Genomic DNA, 15,374 nt, shown 5'->3' with positions numbered 1-15,374 from the left:
CATTAGTTTCGTAATGAAACCTGTAACAAATTGGACAAAAAAAGACCTCTCCTCTTTGGAAAAGGCTACATGCCAATTTGTCGTTTCTTATTCCATATCCTTGTTCCGTTTCTTATTCCATATCCTTGTTCATCGTATCTAATCTATACTCCATTATTTCCATCAACCCGCTTCTGCCTTCTTTTTGAATCCCTGTATCCTGATACCCCGCTTTCGCATAAAGCGTTTTTGCAATCACGTTCATGACGTCCACTGCCAGAATGATCGAATCCTTGTTTGGAAAAATCCCTTTTGCGAATTCCGGAAGGATTTGCAAAGCTTTCATTGCAACTCCTTTACCTTGATGCTTTTGATCAACAAGAAATCCACGGAGTAATATCGCTTTTTTATCGTTGGTGAAAGGGGTGATGGTCTCGCCAATATGTAAAACGAAAAAGCCAACTGGGATACCCTCAACCAATATTACGATAGGATGCCTGTCACAATCTTCCCGGCAATATTTCAGTGACTCTTCGGGCAGAGCTGAAAAAGGGGTTTGTGTATCCGGTAAATAAAACTGGGAAAGCTCGTGAAGATGTTCCGGTAAATAAGGCGTTAAGGTAACGGTCTTGATTTCCTTGTCCTGTTCCATTGGGCACACCACTTTCATCAATTATTGGATACTTAAAGATTCTATGCCTCCTCTTATAATCCCTCCCCTAACGGGAAGAAGCACTGCCGGATATTTCGGCAGCGCTCCTTAAGTCAATCAATGGGTGTTTTCATTGATTGTCAGTGCTTCTCGTAAATTGATTTGCTGTCGGAGTATATTGGCAACATCACGGGAAATTTGTCGTTTTTCAAACATATCCTGCACTTCGTCCCGCTCCGCCTGAATCGCTTTATAAAATAGTTCCCTTTCATAATCGACCATTTTACTAGGGATTCGGCCTCTATTTTCCCGTTTGCATTTTAAAATCAACACTTTATACTCTTCTATGATCATCGAAGATGTCTCATGATTTTCAGAAGTGATACCCGCTTGCATCTCTTGGATGGCGGCTTTGTACATCCTGATTTTAAGGTCTCTCACCTTTTCCAATCTTTCTATATTGATCCTTCTTATTTCACTTTTATTAGGGAAAAATAATTTAAAAACCCTCAGCATACTTCTTCTGAAAAGCGTTACTGTCCTGAAAAAACGGAATTTCATTCGGTTTGTGACCGCGCCTTCCATACGCTGGATGTATTCCTTGCATATATACGCCGTCTCCCGATCCACTTTTTCATCCTTAATAAGTTTATCAAGGAATCTTTCCTCTGCTTCAAGGGCCTTGAAGCGAAGGACCTTCTCTTCTTCTCTTAATGCAGCTGGCTCTTTCTCCTGTTCTACATAGGACAATTCATTGATCTTTGAACAGTACCTCGAAATAATCGATAAAGCCGCTTCACGGTTTTCATCTGTCATTTGGGACTCAACCACCCGGATGGCCGCTTGATGTGTGTGAATGGCAGCAGCTTTCGTTTTGTCAGCCTGCTTGTCCACTACATCCTCCTCTTCGGATCGTGCTACGATTGGCAGAAATACACTCGCAACAATCAAGGTCAGCAATATGACGCCTGCTGCAATGAAGATGATTAACGAACGCTCAGGAAAAGGACTTCCATCTGCCAATACATATGGAATCGAGAACGAACCCGCTAACGTTACAGCTCCGCGAACACCGGAAATGGTAATGATTCCGGCCGCTTTGAAGTCTGGTTTTTGGGCGCCTGCTTTTTTCGTCATCCAACCAATCGACCAGGCAGCCGTAAGCCAAATGAATCGTAAAGCGAAGAGGAAAAGTGTAATGATCACGATATAAAGGAGCACTTGTCCATTATTGAAGGCTGGATCTTGAAAGATAGTCTTCGCAACGCTTGGGATTTGCAAGCCAAGCAAAACGAATACAAGTCCATTCAATACATATAAAATGACGGACCATGTACTCTTTGAAACGACCTGAAGTTCTACAGTTGGTGATATTTCCCGATCTCGTTCAATGGCATGGACAATTCCCCCAGCCACGACCGCTAAAATCCCAGAAAGGTGGAAATGTTCCACAGCGAGGAAAATAATAAAAGGAGTTAGGATTTGGATCAACATATGCATCGTGACGTCTTCCATCCCTAAGCGGCGAAGAAATACACGAAGCCTGATTATGACGAAAGCAAGTACTGCTCCACCTACAAACCCACCAATTGCAATCCATATGAAACTGAAGGTTGCGTCGACTAAGGAGAAAACACCAGTGACTGTAGCTGCTACGGCAAACTTGAAGGCAACCAGACCTGAGGCATCATTCATTAGCCCCTCTCCTTCGAGAAGGTGCATAATGCTCTTAGGCAGCTTAACCCGACTCGCCAAAGCGCTTACTGCCACTACATCTGTAGGTGACAAAATGGCAGCTAAAGCAAATGCTGCCGGCAATGGAATCGATGGAATCATCCAATTAATTAGATACCCGCCTGCCCAAACCGTTATGAATACTAGGCCCAGTGCAAGCATTAGAATGGGTGCTCTCAACTTCCATAGCGCTGTGCGGGGTACATTTTTGCCATCATTGAATAAAAGGGGCGCGATGAATAACAGCAAAAACAATTCCGTCTCCATCTCAACATGCATACCCAAGGGTAAAAGTGCCAGTATGACACCTAGTGCTATTTGTATTAATGGTACAGGTATAAAAGGTATAAAATGGTTAATTACATTAGACACTCCAATCAATATAAGAAGGGCTAATATAACAAGGAAAAACTCCATACAAACATCAAACTTCCTCTCTCATCTATTATCATAACTATAAGCGTAACATATTTATACCCAACCATTCATGCATTAACTATTCTAACCTAGAACCCTCCTGAATAATGATGCTTTTTATATAAGCAAAGGACCTTATGAATACAAAATCAACCCAATACCTCAACGGATTTACATCGGAAAATATGGTGACCGTCTATTGAATGGAAAAAAATGATTGGCTATCCTAATCAGCTTTTCCCACATGATAATGACAATGGTCATTGTGAAAAATATGACCCACATAACAAGTTGGCACTAACACGCTCATTTTGTTCCCGGGACAAACAGACGAAGATGTTTGTGCAGTACATTCGCCTTAAAAGGAAGAAGAAAGCCTTCATCACCATCTATATTGACTGCAAGTTCCTCTGTTGTGGATAAATGGAGCTTGGATGTTTGAATATATTCAACCTCATCATGTCCTTTGATCTCTCCCCTCATTAAACTGGGAATGATCTTGACGATAAGAGGAAGAGATAAATCCTTAATGATGAATGTGTGCAGCTTTCCATCATTCACTTCCGCCTCCGGTGCAAGTTGTTCGAAACCCCCGACAGAGTTAGTCATTGTCGCAATCAGTAAATGAGCCTCGCCCATCCACCTGCCCTGATCATGTTCAACCGTTAAAGGAAACGGATTCTTTTTAATGACTGCTTTTGCTCCTTCAATGAAATATGCAAAAGACCCCAGTCGGGTTTTTTGTTCAACGGACACATTATAGGTAGCCTCGGCGATTGCCCCTACTGCCAACACATTCATGAAGTAACGATCATTGATCTTCCCTATGTCCGATTCCTTAATATGCATATCCTTTAGTATCTCAATAGCTGCATCGGGATCCATGGGTATACCCAATGATCTAGCAAAATCATTAATGGTTCCTAGTGGAATGATTCCGAAAATTGGCCGATGTTGCTGCTCGCCCAAGCCATTCACTATCTCGTTCACCGTTCCATCCCCACCCATGGAAATGACAGCATCGAACCTTTCTTCACAGGCTTCCATAGCAAAACCCGTAGCATCCCCCTCTCCTTCCGTTTTTCGAACGGACACCTCATCATAAATATCACCAAGCGTCTTTTCCGCTTTCGGCAAAATCTTTCCTGCCTTTTCCTTACCTGAAGATGGATTTATGATAATCATCACTTTCGACATATGCTACCTCCCATTATTTGTACTTCTATTAGCAAGTTACCTCTTTACTGAAGTACTAAAACCAAACGGACAATTTTTCTGATTGTTGAATAAAGAAGTTTTCCAGTAACTTTCATATTATCGCTTCAGTTTAGACGGTTTGCTGTCATTTTAGAACAAGCTCTTATTGTTACATGACCTGTGAAACAGGCATTCATTGATCACTGATCTTCCTGTTCTACATCTGTTACAATTACACCTATTCATATCAATTGAAAATTGTCTGTCCCTTTCGCTCCTTCGTATTTTTTTTCATCTGTAAAATGAATTTTCTATTCAAATCCCTCCTTACCATGAAGAAAAACACAAAGAATAATAGCTGATAAACCCCTTCTCTATAGGGTTTTCAGACTCTTTATGAAATAAATTTCAAATTTTCTGTAAAATACCTATACATTTTCCAAATTCGGGTATATACTGTATTATAACAACAAACAAACAACAATAACTGTACTATAAAGAGGGGGGCGAGACATGCAAGATTATCAATCAGATTCATTCATAGTCGATTCATTTAAATATTGCCCTGAATGTGGTGAAACACATGTGGACCACTCAGATTCCTATCTGTTGGAATGCGATCGCTGCCTTTCCAAACGTGAAGAATAATTCGGTTGAAAAAAATAAAGAACATTATAAAGGAGGAAATCATCATGCAACTGAAAAAATCCATTGAATTTTTCAACAATATCCCTGCTAAAAATTGCCCTGAGTGCGGTGACCATATTATTGAACACTCCGAATCCTACTTAATGGAATGTGACCGCTGCCTTTCCAAACGCGAAGACTAATTAAACCAATTCAAAAAGGAGGAACCATCATGCAAACTAAAAACCCATTGGAATTCTTCAGGTCACTGCCACCTAAACAATGTACGGAATGCGGCACCCATATCATCGAACAAGCTGAATCTTACCTCTTGGAATGTGACCGCTGCCTTTCCAAACGCGAAGACTAATTAACCAAATCATAAGGAGGAACCATCATGCAAACTAAAAACCCAATGGAATTCTTCAGGTCACTGCCACCTAAACAATGTACGGAATGCGGCACCCATATCATCGAACAAGCTGAATCCTACCTCTTGGAATGTGACCACTGCCTTTCCAAACGCGAAGACTAACTAAACCAAATCATAAGGAGGAACCATCATGCAAACTAAAAACCCATTGGAATTCTTCAGGTCACTGCCACCTAAACAATGTACGGAATGCGGCACTCATATCACTGAACAAGCAGAGTCCTACCTCTTGGAATGTGACCACTGCCTTTCCAAAAAAGATGAATATTAAAAAAAGATGCTGACATCAAAAAGCTATAAAGGCCATTTTGATGTCAGCATTAACCTTGTATTAGTTTCCCTTTCCTTACATTCAAAAAAGGATGTCCTTGGGACACCCTGCAGTCGCAACTATTTTTTACTTACCAATATATTTATCTACATATTTTCCACTGACCTTCCTGCTGCTGTACTGTAAGAAGTCCAATGCAAAAATCATGAATTCAAGGCCAAGGCGCTTATCTGAACGCATAAAATCCGCACCTAAAAGTTTCTCCAATTTTTCTAGCCTATGATATAGCGTTTGCCGGACAATGAATAGTTGTTTTGATGTTTCCTGTTTAGAACCATTACAAGCAAGATAGGTCTTCAGGGTAGGCATTAACTCACCATTGTTTTGCTTGTCATATTCAATGACGGGACCTAAATACTCATGCACCGTTTCCTCCAGATTACCATGTTTATTTATGAGCGAAATCATGCGATGCATATGTAAATCCTGATAAAAGAAGCTCCTGTTATCCTCTGGTAAGGTATCCTGAAGCAGCAGAGTCTCGCGGGCCGTTTCATAACTTTTATAAATCTCACTTAACCTTTGAACATGCTTTCCAAAACCAATGGAAAGCAGACTCATACGATTACGCCCGCTTACATCCATTTTCATGATTCGGTCCACTGCGCTTGTCACCCTTGATTTCCAATCTTCAGATGAACGATTATCACCTAAAATAAAAACTAGATGCTGATGTATTTCCATAGAAAATATCTGAAAGCCGTACTGTTCAAAAACTGTCTTAAACATTATCTTAAAATAGGTTCCATCTAATTTTGCAGAACTTTTATTATACCTTGGGTGTTGTTTGCAAATGCAAACAATTCCGCCATCCAACTGCATTTTCGGATCAATATAGGAAAGCCTTTCCCGGATTGCTTCGTCACTATACTCACCTTCAATCCAATTTGTAAGCCATTTACTCTCCTCCGACATTTTCTTTTCTTCTATATATAATTCCCTTAATAAATGCTGTGCCAATGCGGTAGCCGTTCGATCCAAAATCAGTGAATCAAAGTCCGTCAGTTCTCTGTCGTTGCTGCAAATAAGCAGTTCCGCATAATTTTCACCAAGTACTTGAATTGGCTGTCTAAAAACGGTTTTATCCATTTTTCGCTTTTCTTCGTATATGTCCGCTACCATTTGATAGGTTATTTTTTTCTTTGTTTTTGGAATGCTGGCTATATCGTTCTCATTGAAGATAAGAATAACCTGTACATTTAAATAGCTGTGGAGAAATTTTAGAATTGGTTCATAATGGTCAATTTCGAGGAGATTTTTATTTAACTGCTGGGAGTAGTTTTCTAAGTTGGAGATCATTTGATATTGTTTATTGATGATAAGGGAATGAATATCCTGAGTGATTTCCACGAAAGGGACTTCTTCATGAAAAAGGATGATAGGGAATTGCTGTTCATTTGCAAGATCAATTGCACATTGCGGCACTGCCATGGTGTTGGCGCCAATCTCTATACAGAGTCCAGCTGCATTACATTCAATTAACTGTTTTAAGTAAGATAGAAATGTGTCATCGCAATCTTTCCACCCTAAACCGGTAGTCAGAATCAGTTCATTTCCATTTAACAAATGGCTGATTTGGGTGACTTCCATGCAGTGGACCCACTTCACTTGACGCTTTATCCCACTGCTACCTGCAATTATATCCGTCAGATTAAAATGCTTGCGTGTTAGAATTTCCTCGATTGTAATCGATGTATTCATCCATCCACATCCTTTTATAAAACTGCTTTAAAATCTATTATAAACGGACAATCCTTAAATCTCCAGACACTTGTCAGAAAATCTAACGTCAAAATTCTACAAAAAATTCGCCACTTTTCCACATGCACATGGCTCCTGGGGAAACAAAAATCCACATTACCTGTTCATTCACTTTCAACATCTATCATTACCCTCTTTTAATGAAAGTCTAAACAGGTACAAGAATAAGGACCCATTCATGTGGAATAGGCCCGGTTCATAACTATTTCAATTCAATTTCCTGAAAAGCAGGGTAGAGAAGTATTTTCTTCCTTCAGGGGTTTTGATGTTCAATTGCTTCCATTCCTGCTTCGTTCCTTCAATCAGTTCAAAATCGAGAAAAGCTCCGCTTAAATTTTCTGAAACCCGGGTGATTCGATATCCTCTTTCAAGTAAAAAATCAATTTGTTCCCTTTCTAAGCGATACTCTTGATATTCGGACATTTCCATTCCCCCTTTTTTTTACACGTTCCCCTTACCAGCTGAAGCCGTAATAACCATCTCTTCTTCAAGTTCTGGACCTTTTTCGACTTTCCAATCCCTGCCGACGGAAATACCCAAATATTTCTCATCGCTTGGATCAATGATTTCAGCTTGTTCATATTTCTTGAACCACCAATACTTAGCCAAGATATAATAACTTGCACTGCCAAGAACAAAGCCAATAATAAACGAATAATTTGAAAAAATCGTTGCACCGATTCCTCCAATCACCCAAGAAATGATTCCTGCCCAATTCACTCCATTCAAGTATTTATACTGACCATCGCTCTCATAGAGCTCCTGGACATTAACCCGCCGTTTACGGAGAAAATAATAATCCGCTACCAGGATGCCGACAATGGATGCCAGGATTCCACCTATTATTAATAAAACTTCTATTATGATGCCGAACAGGCTCCATGGCTGAACTACTATCCCAATAACCCCTGCTACAACGACGCCTGCCCAAAATGGCATTTTAGGACCCATGATATTGGAGAAAATGGTAGCTGCGGGAATGACATTGGCCGTAGTATTCGTCGACCATTGAGCAAATACGATCATGATTAATAGGACCCCGAGAGCAACTCCACTTGCTGATCCCTGAATAGCAACTACGGGATCATAATTAGAAACAGCCATATAAGAAACCGCTCCGATTATGACCATGAAAGTCTGAGTGATGGGATAGGTGATAATATTCCCAATTATCTGCCCCTTATTGCGCTTGAACCAATTTTTTTCATTTTTTGGTGCCTTTATATAGCGGGAGAGTGTTGGCATATCTGCAGTTAATGTGCCCCAAAATCCCATATTGGCCATAATGACGACCATGAATGCCGTAACGGCAGCCCCGCCAGTGACCGGACTTTCAATCCAGGACCATACATCCCTTCCTTGGGCCACAGCTTGATCGGAAAGAGTGAAATACATCCAGCCAGAAATTAAAATGATAACGGGCGCTGCCAAGTCGGCAAAACGTTCTATCGACTTTATTCCCATTGCTGTGTTGACCAATTGTAAAACGGCAAAAATGAGGAAGCAGATAAACCAATTATCAAAATCAAAAAGGGTTGTAAAGATAGCATTCATTGCGGTAGCTCCAAAGTATGTGTTAAGGCCAAACCAGCATGAAGCTACAAACCCCCGTACAACCGAAGGGATATGGGTGCCAATCGTACCGAACGGCGCCCTCATATAGACTGGGAAGGATATTCCGTGCTCAACACCAATATCCCCTGTCATTGTCATCAGAAAGCCGAGAACCACACAGGCAATGATCGTTGCAAGAACGACCCAGCCTAAAGATAAACTTTGAACACCGTTCCCACCGATCGCGAAGGCAGCCAATACTACAGCCATGCCCACCCAAATAAAACCAAATCCGGCTGCACTTATGTTTTTCTCACTATGAGGTATAGGCAGCAAATCGGGAGACTTTAAATAATCTTTCTTCTCACTCATATAAAATCCCCCTATATTAATTTGCATGATTCCTTACCGAAGTCAGACTGGAAGCTTTTTCCCTGAATGCGGCTTCAGAGCTGTATTATATTTTGCCCGTTTCAGGAATTGCCCTTTTCCAGCCTCACCTACAAATTGTTTGTCTTTAATGACGAATTGACCTCTGGATAAGACGGAAACCGGTTCACCTGTAATTTCCATACCTTCAAACGCATTATAATCTACAGCCATGTGATGAGTATCTGCAGAAAGGGTCCTTTCCACTTCCGGGTCAAAAATGACAATATCAGCATCAGACCCTACTGCAATCGTCCCTTTCTTAGGGAATAACCCGAATAGTTTCGCAGCACGCGTGGAAGTCAGGTCGACGAATTGATTCAAGGTAATACGCTCTTTCTTGACGCCTTCTGAAAAAAGGATACTCATGCGGTCCTCAATCGTTGGACCGCCGTTCGGTATTTTCGTGAAATCTTCACGTCCAAGGTCCTTCTGTCCCTTAAAGTCAAAAGAGCATTGATCTGAGCCGATCGTTTGCAGCTGTCCCATTTTTAAAGCATTCCAAAGCACTTCCTGGTTTTTCTTCTCCCTTAATGGCGGGGACCATACATACTTAGATCCTTCGAAATTGGGCTTTTCGAGATAAGATTGGTCAAGGACCAAATATTGCGGACAAGTCTCCCCCCAAATATCCACCCCTTTATTTCTGGCCTCGATAATCTTTTCAACTGCATCTGCACAGGTGACATGAACGACATAGAGCTGACCGTTTGCCATTTCCGTCAGTTTAGCTGCCCGTCCAGTTGCTTCCCCTTCAAGCTCTGGCGGTCTTGTTAACGCATGATAAATTGGATCTGTGTTACCTTCAGCAAGCGCCTGCTTTGTAAGATAATCGATGACATCACCATTTTCAGCGTGAACCATGACAAGTGCACCAAGTTCCTTCGCTTGCAACAATGTGCGGTATAGCGTGGCATCATCGGCTTGAAGAACATTCTTGTAAGCCATGAACACTTTAAAGGAAGAAATCCCTTCATTATCGATGATACTTGGCAACTCAGACAATACCTCATCATTAATCTCACTGATCATTAAATGAAAACCATAATCTATGGCCGCTTTTTCATTGGCCTTTTCATGCCATGTTTTTATCGCTTTCTTTAACGGCACCCCTTTTTCGGTCAAACAAAAGTCAATGATCGTTGTCGTGCCTCCATAGGCAGCCGCAATCGTCCCCGTTTCATAATCATCTTTTGTCGTTGTCCCCCCAAACGGCATATCGAGATGGGTATGTGGGTCAATGCCTCCCGGAAAAATATAAGCACCTTTTGCATCAATGATTTCAGCCCCCTCAGCAGTCAGGTCCATGCCAATCATTGCAATCTTCTCATTTTCAATTAATATATCGGCTTGATACGTATCTGCAGCCGTAGCGATCGTTCCATTTTTAATGATTTTCTTCAAATTCGTCCCCTCCATCATTTTACGAAATCAACACTTTCACTGCCGATGCCCCCAAGGAACGATTGGCGTTCATTCCACGTCATTGGCGGTAATTCATTTGTCAATTCGATCATATCGATAGCCCCATCTACCGGACAAACGATCGAGCAAAGATTACAGCCTACGCAATCTTCCTCGCGCACTCGCAAGAAGGAGCTGCCTGACGTGTCCTTTAACATATCTATACATTGATGAGAAGTATCTTCACAGGCAATATGGCATTTGTTGCAGTTAATGCACACATCATTATTAATGCGTGCAACGACCTTATAATTAAGGTCTAAATTCCCCCAATCGGAATAGCGCGGTACTGACTTACCGACAATATCCATCACAGACGAGATCCCTTTTTCATCAAGGTAATTGGACAGGCCATCAATCATGTCCTCCACTATCCTAAAACCGTGATGCATGGCAGCCGTACAAATTTGCACTCCCGTTGAACCCATCAATAAAAATTCCACTGTATCCTGCCAATTTGAAATGCCGCCTATTCCGGAAATGGGAACATTAATCATTGGATTCCTTGCACACTCTGCCACCATGTTCAATGCGATTGGCTTCACAGCAGGGCCACAATACCCTCCGTGAGCTCCCTTTCCGCCTACATGGGGAATCGTATTCCATGAATGGATATCCACTCCTGCCAAGCTGTTAATTGTATTGATCATGCTTATTGCATCCGCACCGCCGCGCACCGCCGCTTCAGCCGTAACCGTAATGTCGGTAATATTCGGTGTAAGCTTGACGATGACCGGTTTGGATGCAGCTTCCTTCGCCCAATATGTTTGCTTTTCCACAAGTTCGGGAACCTGTCCCGAAGCAGCTCCCATCCCCCGCTCTGCCATACCGTGCGGGCAGCCAAAGTTCAATTCGTAACCATCAACCCCTACATCTTCTATTCGCTTGATGATCTCATGCCACTTTTCCTGTTGTGGCTCTACCATCACTGATGCAATGATTGCATGATCAGGGAATCTCTTCTTCGTTTCATATATTTCTTTCAAATTCACTTCAAGCGGACGATCCGTAATCAATTCTATATTGTTGAACCCGGCAACTCTCTGTCCATTAAAACTGACAGCTGCAAAACGTGATGAGACATTCAGGATGGGGTCACCCAATGTCTTCCAAACAGCTCCTCCCCAGCCAGCTTCAAATGCCCGCTGTACTTGATAACCCGAATTAGTAGGTGGTGCTGAAGCAAGCCAAAAAGGATTGGGAGATTTAATACCTGCGAGATCAATTGATAAATCAGCCATGATAAGCCTCCTAATTTTCATAGTTATTAAGCAATATCCACCGCTTCGCTCATTAAAATCGAGTCAATTTCATAGGCTGTCTTCTTCCCTTGCTGGGCAGCTGAAACAACCATTGCTTCACCTTGGCCTTTTCCAAAAATCACGTCCCCGCACGCAAAAACTTTTTCATTAGATGTTCTGTAGGAATCTCCCTCCAATGTAACGACGCCATCTTCATGTTGTATGCCAAACTGTTCAATCAATCCTATATACCTGGATTGGCCTATAGCACGAATGACTCCATCAACCGGTATGACGAACTCTGATCCCGAAATCGGGACTGGACGGCGGCGGCCATCATCCCCTGCCTCCTCGCTAAGAACCATTTTCACACACTCGATGCCCGTTACCTGACCGCTTTCATCCGATAGGATCCTGGAGGGGTTAGTCAGCCAGTGAAACCCGACACCCTCTTGTTTGGCAAACTCATATTCAAAATCATAAGCTGTCATTTCCTTTTGGGTACGACGATAAATAATGCTCACTTGTTCGGCACCCAGTCGGACAGAGCAGGTCGCTGCATCGATCGCCGTGTTTCCAGCCCCTATTACCGCCATCTTCTTCCCAATGAATTTATCAGTGATGGCCTCCGTTTTCGTTGCTTTGACGAACTCGATTGCATCATAAACTCCATCCAAATCTTCTCCTTCAATTCCAAGCTTCGGAACATCGGACATGCCAATCGCTAAAATGACCGCATCATAGTCGGCTGTCAGCTGATTTACGGAAACATCAACCCCGACCCGTGTACTCGTTTTAATTTCGACATCCAAACTCTTCACTTGTTCGACTTCCCAATAAGAAATGCTCTGAGGCAAACGGAAAGACACAATTCCGTAAGTATTTAAACCGCCTGAATTTTTTTCAGCTTCGAAAATGGTTACACTGTAGCCAAGCAAGGCTAATTCCCTAGCTGCAGATAAGCCCGCTGGACCGCTTCCTACAATGGCAACTTTTTTGCCATTCTTCTTCCCGGCCTTGAACAGGGCTTGTTTATTTTGGATGGCCCAATCTGTGGAATAACGCTGGAGATCGCCAATCATGATTGGCTTTGTAGAATGGTTCAGGACACATGCCCCCTCACATAACTCTTCTGTCGGACATACCCGCGCGCAGCTGGCACCGACAGGATTGGCCGTCATGATCGTCTTGGCTGAACCTTTAAAATTACCTGAAGCTATCTTCTTAATAAAACTTGGAATATCTATCCCTGTCGGACAGGCTTGGATACATGGGGCGTCATAGCAGTATAAACATCGATTCGATTCTTCCAAAGCTTCCCTAGGGGACAAACCCCTCTCCGCTTCCTGAAAGTTAATCTCTAGGCCACCTTTTAACGGGCTAGTCATACTCATCCACTATTTCTCCTTCCAAAAATTTATTTTTTGAAAAATAAAAAGGGAGGATTTGCATCCATTACTCTAAAAATACAATTCTCACACATTTAAAGGATTGAAAAAATTGCCACATGGCTTTCACCAATTTATTCAACAGACAGTCATGGCGATTTCCTTGCCAAAATTCTCTCTTTCCGTATATTATTTTCTATCATTCTCTCACTGGCCATGCCTCGGTCCCCGCTTCCTTCGGCCATAAAAAGCCCCCCCTACTAATCTTAAAAACTCAAATCCTGATGATTATCTTAGAAATGAGTATTCTTTATTTTATAATGTTGAAAAGTAAGTTACATTATACAAAGTGTAAAGTATTGCCAGCTGTAAGATATGCAATATGTAATATCCATGTTATATTTCCTAACAATAAATGATAAACATCGTCATTTTTCTACATTCAAACTTATTATTCATCATACCTAATGATATTCTTTGATGATTTGTTCCGAAAATCTACTTATCAACACTTTGTCCACATAAAAAAAAGCCCAGAAACTTTATTCAAGATTCCCTAGGACTTTTACTTTTATCCACAACTTATACACAAAACATATTGCTTTATTCTCTTTGTTTTCGCAGAACAGAAGCACATATACAAAAGTTATCCACATTTACCAATTTATTTTTCCACTTATCAACATGCTGTTAACAACTTATCAACAACCAATCTCATTCTTGATGAATAACGTACCGATTATATTTCTCATAATCTGTTTTCCTGCACTCAAGCTTAATTCGATATCCGTTTGCCTCATATTCAGTTTCCGTAATATGACCATTTTCATTGAAATAGGAAACCAGCTGTCCTTGATCAAATGGAATCAGCATTTCACAGTGAGTATAGTCGACAAAAATATGCCTGCGAATTTGATTGATCAATTCCTCGATGCCAACTTTGTTTTTCGCTGACATATATACAGAGCCACGATTCACCTGAGGGATTTCCAAATCGGTAAGGTCCGCTTTATTATAGGCAAAAATCGTTGGAATCCCTTTAATGCCTATCTCATTTAACGTCTTATCAGTTATCTCTATTTGCTGTTCATGATTAGGATTGGAAAAATCGACAACATGGATCAACAAATCCGCTTCCACCACTTCTTCTAATGTGGATCGGAATGCTTTCACAAGATGATGGGGCAATTTAGACACAAAGCCCACCGTATCCGTCAATAAGAATTCCTTGTTATCCGGCAGCGGTATGTTTCGTACGGATGTCTCAAGTGTAGCGAAAAGCATATCCTTTTCCAAAACCTGCTTCTCGGCTGTTGGATGGTACATCCCAATCAGAGCATTCATGATCGAAGATTTCCCTGCATTGGTATAACCGACTAAGGATACGACAGGGATGCTATTCTTTTTTCGCTGTTTCCTCTGCGTTTGCCGGTGTGCAACAAGGTCTTCCAGTTCTTTATTCAAAACACTTATATTTTCCTCGATTCTCCTGCGGTCAAGCTCTAACTGCTTTTCACCTGCCCCTTTGTTTGTACCGACTCCACCACTTTGACGCCCTAATGACTCCCTTAAACCAACGAGACGCGGGAGCATATACTGAAGCTTCGCCACTTCCACCTGAAGCTGCGCTTCCTTCGTTTTCGCCCGATGCGCGAAGATGTCCAGAATCAAGATTGTCCGATCGATCACCTTGCAATCCATGTCCCTCTCCAGATTCCGAAGTTGCGAAGGGGAGAGCTGATCATTAAAAATGACGACATTAGCTTCTTTATACTCAACGAGATTTTTTACTTCCTCAATCTTCCCGGTACCGATAAAATGTGATGAGTTCACCCGATGCAAATTTTGTGTGATGGTCCCTGCAACCTCTACCTCACACGCTTCCGTTAAATTGACCAATTCCTCCATTGAATACTCAAAATCCTTTTGACCGTTGAGATTGACTCCAACCAAGATTGCCCTCTGCTGTAATTCCATCATTTCAAATCCTTTCCTTACATACCTTACTCCCTATATTATACTTAAACAAACCTACCATGCTTCTAAGTCAGCCACATTGTAGCATACTGACCATCTCTTGGATAACGATCTTGCCCAAGCAAAATGTTCTTATTAGAATTCCTTTTACTTAAAAGAAAATTCAACAAAAAAATAACAGACTGATTAG

The 15,374-nt window shown here is 41.6% G+C and carries 15 protein-coding genes; 5 read left to right on the top strand and 10 right to left on the bottom strand.

Going from position 1 to position 15,374, the window contains the following annotated elements:
- Positions 1–112 precede the first annotated feature (112 nt).
- The 3 genes from ACDZ29_RS11720 to ACDZ29_RS11710 form a co-directional block, all read right to left on the bottom strand.
- The gene (locus tag ACDZ29_RS11720; protein ID WP_375090875.1) at positions 113–631 is read right to left on the bottom strand and encodes a GNAT family N-acetyltransferase; all 519 of its coding nucleotides are present in this window, start codon (positions 629–631) and stop codon (positions 113–115) included.
- A 117-nt stretch (positions 632–748) separates the two neighbouring features.
- Entirely contained in the window at positions 749–2,782 is a 2,034-nt protein-coding gene (locus tag ACDZ29_RS11715; protein WP_375090874.1) for a Na+/H+ antiporter, read from the bottom strand.
- Between the two features lie 306 nt (positions 2,783–3,088).
- Complete coding sequence (locus ACDZ29_RS11710; RefSeq protein ID WP_375090873.1) at positions 3,089–3,979, bottom strand: diacylglycerol/lipid kinase family protein; 891 nt, start codon at positions 3,977–3,979, stop codon at positions 3,089–3,091.
- 513 nt (positions 3,980–4,492) lie between these two features.
- Between ACDZ29_RS11710 and yhfH (ACDZ29_RS11705) the strand changes: the two genes are divergently transcribed.
- Genes yhfH (ACDZ29_RS11705) through yhfH (ACDZ29_RS11685) form a run of 5 tightly spaced genes read left to right on the top strand, consistent with a single transcriptional unit; the run spans position 4,493 to position 5,310 of the window.
- Positions 4,493–4,627, top strand: coding sequence for a protein YhfH (gene yhfH / locus ACDZ29_RS11705; protein WP_375090872.1), 135 nt, complete (start codon positions 4,493–4,495; stop codon positions 4,625–4,627).
- A gap of 44 nt (positions 4,628–4,671) precedes the next feature.
- Positions 4,672–4,809: a protein YhfH gene (gene yhfH, locus ACDZ29_RS11700; protein ID WP_289323374.1), complete on the top strand. Its 138-nt coding sequence runs from the start codon at positions 4,672–4,674 to the stop codon at positions 4,807–4,809.
- A 29-nt stretch (positions 4,810–4,838) separates the two neighbouring features.
- Complete coding sequence (gene yhfH, locus ACDZ29_RS11695; protein WP_289318696.1) at positions 4,839–4,976, top strand: protein YhfH; 138 nt, start codon at positions 4,839–4,841, stop codon at positions 4,974–4,976.
- Positions 4,977–5,003: 27 nt separating this feature from the next.
- Positions 5,004–5,141 (top strand): protein YhfH, encoded by a 138-nt coding sequence (gene yhfH, locus ACDZ29_RS11690; protein ID WP_375090871.1) that lies wholly within the window; start codon positions 5,004–5,006, stop codon positions 5,139–5,141.
- Between the two features lie 28 nt (positions 5,142–5,169).
- The gene (yhfH, locus tag ACDZ29_RS11685) at positions 5,170–5,310 is read left to right on the top strand and encodes a protein YhfH (RefSeq protein WP_289318694.1); all 141 of its coding nucleotides are present in this window, start codon (positions 5,170–5,172) and stop codon (positions 5,308–5,310) included.
- 126 nt (positions 5,311–5,436) lie between these two features.
- Here yhfH (ACDZ29_RS11685) and ACDZ29_RS11680 read toward each other — a convergent pair whose 3' ends face one another.
- The 7 genes from ACDZ29_RS11680 to hflX all read right to left on the bottom strand — a co-directional run bounded on the left by ACDZ29_RS11680 (position 5,437) and on the right by hflX (position 15,187).
- Positions 5,437–7,071 (bottom strand): PucR family transcriptional regulator, encoded by a 1,635-nt coding sequence (locus ACDZ29_RS11680; RefSeq protein WP_375090870.1) that lies wholly within the window; start codon positions 7,069–7,071, stop codon positions 5,437–5,439.
- A 267-nt stretch (positions 7,072–7,338) separates the two neighbouring features.
- The gene (locus ACDZ29_RS11675; RefSeq protein ID WP_057915016.1) at positions 7,339–7,554 is read right to left on the bottom strand and encodes a hypothetical protein; all 216 of its coding nucleotides are present in this window, start codon (positions 7,552–7,554) and stop codon (positions 7,339–7,341) included.
- Between the two features lie 18 nt (positions 7,555–7,572).
- The gene (locus ACDZ29_RS11670; protein WP_375090869.1) at positions 7,573–9,057 is read right to left on the bottom strand and encodes an NCS1 family transporter; all 1,485 of its coding nucleotides are present in this window, start codon (positions 9,055–9,057) and stop codon (positions 7,573–7,575) included.
- 42 nt (positions 9,058–9,099) lie between these two features.
- Complete coding sequence (hydA, locus tag ACDZ29_RS11665) at positions 9,100–10,518, bottom strand: dihydropyrimidinase (RefSeq protein ID WP_375090868.1); 1,419 nt, start codon at positions 10,516–10,518, stop codon at positions 9,100–9,102.
- A gap of 14 nt (positions 10,519–10,532) precedes the next feature.
- A complete protein-coding gene (gene preA / locus ACDZ29_RS11660) occupies positions 10,533–11,819 on the bottom strand; it encodes an NAD-dependent dihydropyrimidine dehydrogenase subunit PreA (protein ID WP_289318690.1) in 1,287 nt (428 codons plus the stop codon).
- A gap of 26 nt (positions 11,820–11,845) precedes the next feature.
- Positions 11,846–13,207 carry an NAD(P)-dependent oxidoreductase gene (locus tag ACDZ29_RS11655; RefSeq protein WP_375091132.1) on the bottom strand — a complete coding sequence of 454 codons (1,362 nt, stop codon included), beginning with the start codon at positions 13,205–13,207 and terminating at the stop codon, positions 11,846–11,848.
- A 714-nt stretch (positions 13,208–13,921) separates the two neighbouring features.
- Positions 13,922–15,187: a GTPase HflX gene (gene hflX, locus ACDZ29_RS11650; protein WP_375090867.1), complete on the bottom strand. Its 1,266-nt coding sequence runs from the start codon at positions 15,185–15,187 to the stop codon at positions 13,922–13,924.
- Positions 15,188–15,374: the final 187 nt, after the last annotated feature.

Source organism: Peribacillus sp. RS7 (assembly GCF_041956845.1).
GTDB lineage: Bacteria > Bacillota > Bacilli > Bacillales > DSM-1321 > Peribacillus.
Note: the sequence above shows the minus strand (reverse complement) of the source record. Positions and strands in the feature narration are given on the sequence as shown.

Coding starts and splice junctions, on each gene's coding strand:
- ACDZ29_RS11655 (WP_375091132.1), bottom strand. CDS start 13,207: ATGACTAGCCCGTTAAAAGGTGGCCTAGAGATTAACTTTCAGGAAGCG.
- yhfH (WP_375090871.1), top strand. CDS start 5,004: ATGCAAACTAAAAACCCAATGGAATTCTTCAGGTCACTGCCACCTAAA.
- ACDZ29_RS11675 (WP_057915016.1), bottom strand. CDS start 7,554: ATGTCCGAATATCAAGAGTATCGCTTAGAAAGGGAACAAATTGATTTT.
- yhfH (WP_289318696.1), top strand. CDS start 4,839: ATGCAAACTAAAAACCCATTGGAATTCTTCAGGTCACTGCCACCTAAA.
- preA (WP_289318690.1), bottom strand. CDS start 11,819: ATGGCTGATTTATCAATTGATCTCGCAGGTATTAAATCTCCCAATCCT.
- yhfH (WP_375090872.1), top strand. CDS start 4,493: ATGCAAGATTATCAATCAGATTCATTCATAGTCGATTCATTTAAATAT.
- yhfH (WP_289323374.1), top strand. CDS start 4,672: ATGCAACTGAAAAAATCCATTGAATTTTTCAACAATATCCCTGCTAAA.
- hflX (WP_375090867.1), bottom strand. CDS start 15,187: ATGATGGAATTACAGCAGAGGGCAATCTTGGTTGGAGTCAATCTCAAC.
- yhfH (WP_289318694.1), top strand. CDS start 5,170: ATGCAAACTAAAAACCCATTGGAATTCTTCAGGTCACTGCCACCTAAA.
- ACDZ29_RS11715 (WP_375090874.1), bottom strand. CDS start 2,782: ATGGAGTTTTTCCTTGTTATATTAGCCCTTCTTATATTGATTGGAGTG.
- ACDZ29_RS11710 (WP_375090873.1), bottom strand. CDS start 3,979: ATGTCGAAAGTGATGATTATCATAAATCCATCTTCAGGTAAGGAAAAG.
- ACDZ29_RS11670 (WP_375090869.1), bottom strand. CDS start 9,057: ATGAGTGAGAAGAAAGATTATTTAAAGTCTCCCGATTTGCTGCCTATA.
- ACDZ29_RS11680 (WP_375090870.1), bottom strand. CDS start 7,071: ATGAATACATCGATTACAATCGAGGAAATTCTAACACGCAAGCATTTT.
- ACDZ29_RS11720 (WP_375090875.1), bottom strand. CDS start 631: ATGGAACAGGACAAGGAAATCAAGACCGTTACCTTAACGCCTTATTTA.